At 71.5% G+C, this 9,387-nt stretch carries 8 protein-coding genes; 1 reads left to right on the top strand and 7 read right to left on the bottom strand.

Features of this window, described 5'->3' with window-relative positions; genetic code table 11:
* The 6 genes from JW876_08410 to JW876_08385 all read right to left on the bottom strand — a co-directional run.
* Positions 1–2,325, bottom strand: a 2,325-nt coding sequence (locus JW876_08410) for an HD domain-containing protein (GenBank protein ID MBN1885529.1), incomplete at its 3' end; no start/stop codon positions are given.
* A 27-nt stretch (positions 2,326–2,352) separates the two neighbouring features.
* A complete protein-coding gene (glnA, locus tag JW876_08405) occupies positions 2,353–3,771 on the bottom strand; it encodes a type I glutamate--ammonia ligase (protein ID MBN1885528.1) in 1,419 nt (472 codons plus the stop codon).
* A 232-nt stretch (positions 3,772–4,003) separates the two neighbouring features.
* The gene (locus tag JW876_08400; GenBank protein ID MBN1885527.1) at positions 4,004–4,609 is read right to left on the bottom strand and encodes a histidine phosphatase family protein; all 606 of its coding nucleotides are present in this window, start codon (positions 4,607–4,609) and stop codon (positions 4,004–4,006) included.
* 24 nt (positions 4,610–4,633) lie between these two features.
* Positions 4,634–5,710 (bottom strand): thiamine-monophosphate kinase, encoded by a 1,077-nt coding sequence (locus JW876_08395; GenBank protein ID MBN1885526.1) that lies wholly within the window; start codon positions 5,708–5,710, stop codon positions 4,634–4,636.
* A gap of 20 nt (positions 5,711–5,730) precedes the next feature.
* Positions 5,731–7,299, bottom strand: a complete 1,569-nt coding sequence (locus tag JW876_08390; protein ID MBN1885525.1) for an NAD(P)H-hydrate dehydratase — start codon at positions 7,297–7,299, stop codon at positions 5,731–5,733.
* A gap of 40 nt (positions 7,300–7,339) precedes the next feature.
* On the bottom strand, positions 7,340–8,062 hold the full coding sequence (locus JW876_08385; protein ID MBN1885524.1) for an HAD-IA family hydrolase: 723 nt from the start codon (positions 8,060–8,062) through the stop codon (positions 7,340–7,342).
* A gap of 36 nt (positions 8,063–8,098) precedes the next feature.
* On the opposite strand from JW876_08385, the gene JW876_08380 reads away from it, so the two are divergent.
* A complete protein-coding gene (locus tag JW876_08380) occupies positions 8,099–8,956 on the top strand; it encodes a CPBP family intramembrane metalloprotease (protein MBN1885523.1) in 858 nt (285 codons plus the stop codon).
* Between the two features lie 110 nt (positions 8,957–9,066).
* On the opposite strand, the gene JW876_08375 is transcribed toward JW876_08380, so the two are convergent.
* A complete protein-coding gene (locus JW876_08375) occupies positions 9,067–9,258 on the bottom strand; it encodes a hypothetical protein (GenBank protein MBN1885522.1) in 192 nt (63 codons plus the stop codon).
* Positions 9,259–9,387: the final 129 nt, after the last annotated feature.

Below are 9,387 nucleotides of genomic sequence, written 5' to 3'. Positions count from 1 at the left end.
GTGCAGGCCGACGGCCCGGTCGAGGTCGAGTCCGCCGGAGAGGGCGGCGTCGAGATCCGCCTCGAGCCGGCGCCGGTCCTCCGCGCCGAGCGACACGCTCCCGTCGAGGCGCGCGACGTGGAAGCGGTCGATGACGACGCCGTCCCGCCGGGTGAAGGCCCACGCCCCGCGGATGTCGAGGTCGTTGACGGTGAGGACGCCGCAGAGCTGCGAGAGACGGAAGGGGCGGTCCCGCGTGAGGACGGTGATCTCCTTGACGTGCCTGAGCCGGCGGAAGCGCACGACCGCGGCGCGCCCCTCGAGCTCGTCGATCATCGCGAGGTGCTCGCGCGCCCGCGCCGGCGTCACGATCCCCGCGTAGCGCGCGGGCAGGCTGTCGAGGTGCGCGGCCATCCGCGCCCGCTCCGCCTCGCCCCCCGCCGCGGCGACGATCTTCCGGCGGCGGTCGTCGAGCCGCGAGCGCCACGCCGCCCCGGCGCGGCGCCGGTCGGCCAGCAGCGCGCTCGCCCTGTCGTAGAGCCCCTCGAGCAGGCTCGCCTTCCAGTCGGTCCACACGCCGACGCCCGTCGCCCGGAGATCGGCGTAGGTGAGCAGGTAGAGGAGCTTGAGGTTGAGGCCGCTGCGCACCCGCTTGACGAACTGCGCCGCCGTGTCGGGGTCGTCCATGTCGCGCCGCTGGCTGAAATGCGAGAGGAGCAGGTGGTTGCGGACGAGGAAGACGACGAGCTCCCGGCTCCGGGTCGAAAGCGGGAAGCGGGCGAGGATCTTCTCGGCCATCCGCGCGCCGGCGAGCGCGTGCCCGCGCGCGCTCGTCTTGCCGATGTCGTGCAGGAGCGTGGCGAGGAGAAGCTCGGTCTTCTCGGCGACCTCCCCGTAGAGCCTCGCCAGCAACCCCGTCTCGCTTTCCAGCGCGTCGAGCGCCGCGACGGCCTGGAGGCTGTGCTCGTCGGCCGTGTACTGGTGGTAGAGGTCGTACCGCTTGAGGCAGCGCAGCCGCTCGAAGGGAGGCACGAGGTGCCGCAAGACGCCGAGCTCGTGCATCGACCGCAAAACCGGCGCCTGCCTGCCCGGCATGCAAAGCAGCTCGAGGAAGGATTCGCGCATCCGGACCGCACCGGCGGGGTCGAGCCGGTCCGTGCGGTAGAGTGTCCTGACGCGCCGTTCCATCCGCGGCGAGAAGAGCCGCCCCGTCTCGAGCTGCGCCTTGAACATGAAGAGGGGATCCTGCCTGATCTTCTCGCCGAGCAGCCGCAGGTCGAGCCGGCCCAGCCCCGGCGCGCCGACGCGCCGGTAGAGGACGCCGTCGATGACGCGCAGGTTGCCCCGGCCGCGGGTCTCGGCGAAGAGCCGCTCGAGGACGGCGTAGACGAGCCGCGTGCGCGAGTAGTAGTCGCGCATGAACCGCTCGACGGCGAGCAGGTCGCCCCGGGCGACGTACCCGAGCCCGGCGGCGGCCTCCCGCTGCACCTCGAGGGTGAGAACGTTCCAGTCGCTCTGCGCCCGGAAATGCAGCTCGTTGCGGACGCGCACGAGGAAATCGAAGGCGCGGCGGATCTCGACGATCTCCGTCCGGTCGACGAGCGAGAGCCGGTAGAGCCCCGTCAGCGTCCCCTTCCAGGGAAGGGCCGTCCCGAGCCACCGGATCGTCTGCCAGTCGCGCAGCCCCCCCGGGCTTTCCTTGACGTTCGGCTCGATGAGGTGGTAGCTCCCGCCGTACTTCTCCCACCGCCGCGTCGCCTCGCCGAGCTTCGCCTCGAGGAAACCGCCCCGGTCGCGGGTGAGGACCTCCTCGCGGAGGACGGCGAGACGCGACCTGGCCGCATCGTCCCCGCTGACGAGGCGGCTGTCGAGGACCGCCGTCCGGAGATCGAGATCGCGCCGGATCGCCTTGCGCAGCTCGGCCATCGTCCGGACCGAGTGGCCGAGCCGCAGCCCCGCGTCCCACATGAGCCGGACGAGATGACCGGTGAAGCCGCCGTCGTCGTCGCCCCCGCGGCCGGGGACGAAGAGGAGATCGACGTCGCTGGCCGGCGAGAGCTCGCGGCGGCCGAATCCGCCGAGGGCGACGAGGGCCGGCGCCCGGGCGGGATCGAGCTTCGTGTCGGCGAGAAGCGATCGGTAGAGGTGGACGACGATCGCCTCGACGGCGTCGGAGCAGGCGCGCGAGGTTTCGAGCCCGCCGCCCCCGGCGCGGTGGAAAACCTCGAGGCGCTCGAGGAAATCGCGGTAGACGCCGCGCACCTCGCCGGCGAAGGAGGTCAGTATCTCCTCGCCGCCGCCGCGCAGCGGGGGAAGCGACGCTCTTGCGAGATGGGGACGTTCCATCGCCGGCCGGCAGCCCTCCCGTCCGGTCTAGATGTCGTAGTACAGGTAGAATTCCCAGGGGTGCGGCCGGCTCATCACCGGCGTCACCTCTTTCTCGCGCTTGTACGCGATCCACGTGCGGACGACGTCCTCGGTGAAGACGTCCCCCCGCAGCAGGAACTCGTGGTCGGCCTCGAGCGCGCACAGGGCCGACTGGAGATCGGGCGGCGTCGTGCGGACGCCGGCCAGCTCCTCGGGGGGCATGTCGTAGATGTTCTTGTCGAGCGGCTCGCCCGGGTGGGTGCGGTGGTCGATCCCGTCGAGCCCGGCCATGAGGATCGCGGCCATCGTGAGATAGGGGTTCCCCGTGGCGTCGGGGCAGCGGAACTCGATGCGCCGCGCCTCCGCCGAGGCGGAGTACATCGGCACGCGCACCGCGGCGCTCCGGTTGCGCTGCGAGTAGGCGAGGTTGACCGGCGCCTCGAACCCCGGCACGAGGCGCTTGTAGGAGTTCGTCGTCGGGTCGGTCAGCCCGAGCAGCGCCGGCGCGTGGGCGAGGATGCCGCCGACGAAGAAGAGGGCCGTCTCGCTGAGCCCGGCGTACTCGGGGCCGTCGAAGATGTTCACGTCCTTCTTCCAGAGCGAGACGTGGACGTGCATCCCCGAGCCGTTGTCGCCGAAGATCGGCTTCGGCATGAAGGTGGCCGTCCGCCCCTCGGCCCGCGCCGTGTTCTTGACGACGTACTTGAAGAGGGAAAGCGCGTCGCCCATCCGGACGAGCGTGTCGTAGTGGAGGTCGATCTCGCCCTGCCCCCCGGTGGCCACCTCGTGGTGCTGCAGCTCGGGGCGCAGCCCGCACGCGATGAGGTTGCGCATCATCTCGCTCCTGAGATCCTGGAGCGCGTCGGTGGGCGGGACGGGGAAGTACCCCTCCTTGAACCGCGACTTGTACGCGAGGTTCGGCCCCTCGTCGCGTGCCGTGTTCCAGGAGGCCTCCTCCGAGTCGACGACGTAGAAGCCGCTGTTCTCGTCCTGGCCGAAGCGGACGTCGTCGAAGACGAAGAACTCCGCCTCGGGGCCGAAGACGGCCGTGTCGGCGATCCCCGTGTCGACGAGGTGACGCTCCGCCTTGCGGGCGATGAACCGCGGATCCCGGCTGTACGGCTCGCGGGTGATCGGGTCGAGGATGTCGCCGATCACGCTGAGCGTCGGATGCCGGTGGAAGGGATCGACGAAGGCGGTGGCCGGGTCGGGAAGGACGAGCATGTCGCTCTCGTCGATGTTCTTCCAGCCGCGGATGCTCGAGCCGTCGAAGCCGACGCCGTCGACGAAGAGCGCCTCGTCGAGCCGCCCGACGGGGATCGTGAAGTGCTGCCACGACCCGATGAAATCCATGAACTTGATGTCGACGAACTCGATGCCGCGCTCGGCGGCCATCTCCAGAACGTCCTTCGGCGCGCTCGTCATCGGCGGTCCTTTCTTCTGTGGCGGGACGCCCCGCGGCTCCGCGGTCCATGCGTGGCGGGACGACTCCATTCTCTCCCGGCAGGGGGGTGCGCGTCAACAGATAGTGACGGAAGGCGGCGACCGTCGCGCGCGGCGCGGCGGATGGGGGCGCGGCGGTGCTCGATGCGGGCGGGGGCTCGGCAGGCGGGGGCGCGGCGGGGCGCGATGCGGCGCGAACGGGCGGTCGGGGCGCTCAGGCGAAGCGCCGCCACGGAACGACGTTGAGGCAGCGCAGGCGCGGCCCGCCGTCGAAGCCGAAATCGATCATGCTCACCGAGGCGTTGGCGATCGCGAGGCGGTGCATCGCGTCGAGGTCCATGCCGAGGTAGTGCGCGACGACCGGCTTCATCACGTCGCTGTGCGAGACGAGCGCGGCACGGCCGTCGCCGGTTTCCTCCACGATCCGCCGGACCGCGGCCAGGGCCCGCCGCTGGATGTCCGCCATCCCCTCCTCCGCCGAGAAGGTCGATCGCGTGGGCGCCGTGCGGTAGGCCTCGAAATCGGGATCGCCGGCCAGTTCGTCGAAGCGCCGCCCCACCCACCGCTCGTAGGCCGATTCGTCGAGGCGCGGCTCCTCGACGATTCGCGCCTCCCACTCGCCGGCGAGTATCCGCGCGGATTCCATCGCGCGCGGCACGGTGCTCGAGTAGACGACGGGGATCCCCGCCGTGCCGAGCCAGCGTGCCGTCGCCGCCACCATCTCCCGGCCCGCCGCGTTGAGCGGAACGTCCGATCGCCCCATGATGCGGCGGTCGCGGTTCCAGTCGGTCTGCCCGTGGCGGATGAGGTAGAGCAGCATCGTCGTCTCCCCCGGCGCGGCCGGTCAGAGGATGTGTTCCCAGCCGAGGTCGGGGAGCGGGACGATCCCGCCACCGCGCGTGCGCAGGCGCAGCCCGTCGGCGGCCGGGCGGATCTCGCCGATCTCCGTCCCGGGGCACGCCGCGCCGGGCGCGACCGCGAGGAGAAGGACGTACTCCTCGCCGCCGCCGAGGAGGAGACGCCGCCGCGCGTCGTCGTCGCCGCCGGCGGCGACATCGGCCGGGGGATCGAGCGGCAGCGCCGCCTCGTCGACGAGAGCACCCGCGCCGCTCTGGGCGCAGAGGTTGCGAAGGTCCCGCGCGAGGCCGTCGCTCACGTCGATCGCCGCCCTCACGCCGCCTCTCATCGCCTCTCCCGGCGGCAGGGGCCGGGCGAGTGGGGCGAGATGGGCCGCCGCGGCGAGAAGCGCTGGCAGGAAGGCCGCGTCGAGACCGCGGGCGGCGAGGAGCGCCGCGGCCTCCTCCTCCCCGGCACCGATCGGGCAGGCCCGGGCGGCGTCGAGGAAGGCCTCGCGTCCGCTCTCGCCGGAAACGAGGCGCGCCGCGGGAACGCCGGGGATCGGCGGCAGGTCCGCCGCCGCGCGCAGCACGGCGAGCCCGGCGAGCGAGCGCCCGAGCGGGCCGGTGACGACGAGGCGGTCTCCCGGGCGCGCGCCGCCGCGCCGGAGCGCGCGGCCGGCCGCGACCCGCCCGAGGATCGCCACGTCGAGGAAGAAGGGGCCGGCGCTCGCCACGGTGTCTCCCCCGGCGAGCCCGGCGCCGTACCGGTCCAGGGCGGCACGGAGCCCGCGGACGAGATCGGCCGCGTCCTCATCCCCGAGCCCGGCGGGAAGCCCCGCCGTGACGGTGACGGCCACCGGCTCGCCACCCATCGCGTAGACATCGGAGACGTTCGCCGTCACGGCCTTCGCGGCCGCCTGGGCGAGGGAGCCGTAGCGCAGGTCGAGGTGAACGCCGTCGACGACGGCGTCGGCGGCGAAGAGGAGCTCCCCCGCGGGCGCCGGCAGAACGGCGGTATCGTCGCCGAGGCCGGCGTCGGGAAACGCGGCGCGAAGCATGTCGATGAATCGCCCTTCGTTCATGGCACCCTGCCCCGGTCCAACTAGAGGGTCTCCTCCTCCACCTCGAGCATCGCGAGGGGCATCGCGTCCATGCAGTCGCCGGCGAGCATCGCCCGTTCGCCCGTGTCGGCCGAGGCGATGTCGGCCGCGCGCGAGTGGACGAAGACGCCGAGGCGCGTGGCGGCCGCCGGCGAGGCGCCCTGGGCGAGGAAGCCGCCGATCGCGCCGGCGAGGACGTCGCCGCTGCCGGCAGTCGCCTGGCCGGGATGCCCGAACCAGTTGACGTAGCCCGCGCCGTCGGGCTCGACGACGACCGTCGGGGCGCCCTTGCAGGCGAGGACGATCCCCGTGCCGGCCACGAGGAGCCGCAGCGCCTCGATCCGCGCGGCGGAATCCGTCCCCACGTCGGCGCCGGTCAGGCGGGCGAGCTCGCCCGCGTGCGGGGTGAGGACGATCGGCCGGTCGGCGGAGAGCGCCTTCACGCGGTCGTAGGCCCCGGCGAAGGCGTTGATCCCGTCGGCGTCGAGGAGGAGGGGCGCGTTGCAGCGCCCGGCCAGTTCCCCGACGAACCGGACGGCGGCCGCATCGGCGGTGAGCCCGGGGCCGCAGGCGACGGCGTCGAAGCGCACCTCGTCGAGCAGGGCCGCCGGGTCGGCGTCGATCGACCCGTTGACGGTCTCGGCGAGCGGCACGAAGATGATCTCCGGGGCGGAGACCTGGACGACCTGGCGGATCGATTCGGGGCCGGCGAGATAGACGATCCCGCAGCCGGTCCTCAGGGCGGCGCCGGCGGCGAGCACCGCCGCCCCCGCGTACCGCCGGCTCCCCGCCACGAGGAGGAGCGCGCCGCGGTCGAACTTGTGCCCGGCGGGATCGCGCGGCGGCAGGTCGGCGACGGCCTGGTCGAGATCGAGCAACCCCAGCGAGAGCCGCGCCTCCTCCACGACCGGCGCGGGAATGCCGATGTCGACGACGCGGAGCCCCCCCACGTGCTCCTTGCCGGGGTAGAAGAGGAGCCCCGTCTTGGGCAGACCCATCGTCACGGTGAGATCGGCCCTGATGGCCGTTCCCAGGACGGCGCCGGTCGTGCCGTCGATCCCCGAGGGGACGTCGATCGCGACGACGGGCAGACGGCTGCGGCGGACGAGCTCGATCGCCTCCGCCCAGCGCCCGGTCACCGGCTTGCCCAGCCCCGTGCCGAAGATGGCGTCGACGACGACGTCGCACTCGTCGAGCGCGGCGAGCATCTTTCCCTCCCAATCGGCGAGGTAGAGGAAGATCTCCTCGAGCCGCCCCTGCTTCCGGTCCTTCCTGAGGCGGGCGTAGTTCTTGAACGCGTCAGGGGAGAGGTCCTTCGGCTCCCGGAGGTAGAGGAGGACGACGCGGGCCCCCGTCTCGGCGAGCAGCCGGGCGACGACGAGCCCGTCCCCGGCGTTGTTGCCGCTGCCGAGGAGGATCGCGTAGCGGAAGTCGCCGGGCGGGTCGAAGAACTCCCCGATCGCGTCGACGACGCCCTGCCCGGCCCGCTCCATCAGCGTGAGCCCCGGCACGTGGCGGCTGATCGTGGCCTCGTCGAGCCGCCGCATCTCCTCGGCCGTGACAACGTGCATCGTTCGTCCTTTCCGGCCGGCCTCGAGCCGGCCGCCGCGCTCAGTCCGCGGGAAATACTTCCTGCCCGCCGCCCGCCGAGGCGGCGCCGTTGATCTCGTCGATGATCCCCACCAGCTCGTAGATGTCGTCGATGTCGTAGTCGGCCCCCGAGTGGCTCGTGTCGAAGGTGTCGCCGTAGCGGGCGAAGACCGTCGTCATCCCCATCTCCTTTGCTCCGGCGATGTCGCGCTCCGGCCAGTCCCCCACCATCAGCGCCTCGGCCGGGGGGATCCCCGTCCGCTCAAGGACGGCCCGGAAGGGGGCGGGGTCGGGCTTGTAGGCGCCGGTGTCCTCGTGGGCGAGGACGGCGTCGAAGACCTGGTGGAGCTGCAGGTAGCAGAGCCGCAGCCACGCCTCGTGGCGGGGGGCGTCGGAGACGACGCCGAGGCGGAGCCCGCGGCGCATCAGCGCGAAGAGGGTGATCTTGACGTGCGGGTAGAGGACGAGGGCCGCCTCGCGCGCGCGCCGGTACCCGACGATCCCCGCGGCGAGGATCTTGTAGTCGACCTCGCCGAGCAGATCGGTGAGCAGCCGGTCGAAGACCTTCTGGAACTCGATGCCGCGCTCCTCGTAGATGCGGCCGATCTCGTTCCTGATCCGCTCGGGCTCGTTCATGAGCCCCGCGTCGATCATCGCCTCGACCGAGGCGTCGATCGCCTGCTCCTTCATGCGCATGAAATCGGTGAGCGTGTTGTCGAGGTCGAATACGACGAGCCTGATCATCGGCCTTTCTCCTTGCCGCCGCCGACGGGCCGGATTATGTTCCCCCATGTGGAACCGAACGACGAGCACTACGAACCGGTCGACGGCGATGCGCCGGAGCCGGGGCTGTTCGGCAGGGTGAACAACTACTATCTGCTCGTATACGCCCTGGCGTGCTTCCTGATGTTCTACTCGATATCGGGGCTGCTCTACCTGCGGGGCAACGAGGTCCTCTCGCTCTCCCTGCCCGGGATCGCCGCGTTCCTCTTCCCGATGTACCTCCTGACGAGGCGTTTTTCGCTGGGATTCTCCCGGGAATTCCTCATCGGGGCGCCCGACCTCCCGACCACCCTGCTCGCGGTCCTCGCCGCCGCCTGCGCGATCCTGCCGAGCGACATGCTCTCCGGGCTGCTCGAACGGCGGCGGCCGCCGGACCCCGAGTATATCAAGTTCCTCGTCTCGATCAAGCCCAAAGGGGTTTTCTCGCTCCTCGCCGTCGGCGCGGGGACGGTGATCGTCGGGCCCGCCACCGAGGAGCTGCTCTTCCGCGGGTTCGTCCAGCGGATCTTCCACCGGAACATGGAGGGATGGCTCGCCGTCCTCCTCGGCGGGATCATTTTCGGCATCGCGCACTTCAGCCCCACGCTGCTCCCCGGCGCGACGTTCGTCGGGATCGTTTTCGGCTACCTCTTCTACCGCACGGGGAACCTCGTCTACCCGGTCCTCGGGCACGCCGTCTACAACCTCTCCTCGCTCCTCCGCCTCGAGGGCGCCTCGGTGGCCGATCTCGAGCAGGCCGGCGGCGCGCTGCCCTCGCCCCTCTGGACCGTCGTCTCGCTCGCCGGCCTCGCCGCCGCCCTCCTCGTCATCGAGCGGCGCCACGGCGTCACGGACCTGGCCGGACCACCCGACTGACCCGACGCCAACCGGCACGCCGGCCGCCCGCGCATCGCCCGCTTATCGCCCGCGCACAAAAAAACGGGGCCGCGAACGGCCCCGTCGTCTATCTCCGATGCCCGGATCCCCTACTTGGTCGAGAACCCGAGGTCCTTGCCGATGCTGATCTCCCCGTTGTCGATGCGGATGTTGAAGCCGCAATCCGGATTGTTGCAGACCCACGCCTTGTAGCGGATGGGGGCGCCGTCCCTGCCGTAGTCCGAGAGCGGCAACAGGATACCCTTGTTACACTTCAGACAACCCGTGAACGTTTCCGCCATGTTCCCCGCCCGGTTCCTCCCCTCGAACCGAGACTCTCACCTCCATCTCCGCTGAATCCCGTACCGTCCCTGTTCGCGCCCGCCCCGCGGGCCTTTCAGGATTCACATACTGTTGGAGTTCTGATACCC

It is taken from the genome of Candidatus Krumholzibacteriota bacterium, from assembly GCA_016931295.1.
Taxonomy (GTDB): Bacteria; Krumholzibacteriota; Krumholzibacteriia; order Krumholzibacteriales; family Krumholzibacteriaceae; genus JAFGEZ01.
This window is presented reverse-complemented; position numbering and strand designations above follow the sequence as displayed.

Bases quoted from the DNA above. Each gene is read 5' to 3' on its own strand.
- glnA (MBN1885528.1), bottom strand. From the start codon at position 3,771: ATGACGAGCGCGCCGAAGGACGTTCTGGAGATGGCCGCCGAGCGCGGC.
- JW876_08400 (MBN1885527.1), bottom strand. From the start codon at position 4,609: ATGCTGCTCTACCTCATCCGCCACGGGCAGACCGACTGGAACCGCGAC.
- JW876_08395 (MBN1885526.1), bottom strand. From the start codon at position 5,710: ATGAACGAAGGGCGATTCATCGACATGCTTCGCGCCGCGTTTCCCGAC.
- JW876_08390 (MBN1885525.1), bottom strand. From the start codon at position 7,299: ATGCACGTTGTCACGGCCGAGGAGATGCGGCGGCTCGACGAGGCCACG.
- JW876_08385 (MBN1885524.1), bottom strand. From the start codon at position 8,062: ATGATCAGGCTCGTCGTATTCGACCTCGACAACACGCTCACCGATTTC.
- JW876_08380 (MBN1885523.1), top strand. From the start codon at position 8,099: ATGTTCCCCCATGTGGAACCGAACGACGAGCACTACGAACCGGTCGAC.
- JW876_08375 (MBN1885522.1), bottom strand. From the start codon at position 9,258: ATGGCGGAAACGTTCACGGGTTGTCTGAAGTGTAACAAGGGTATCCTG.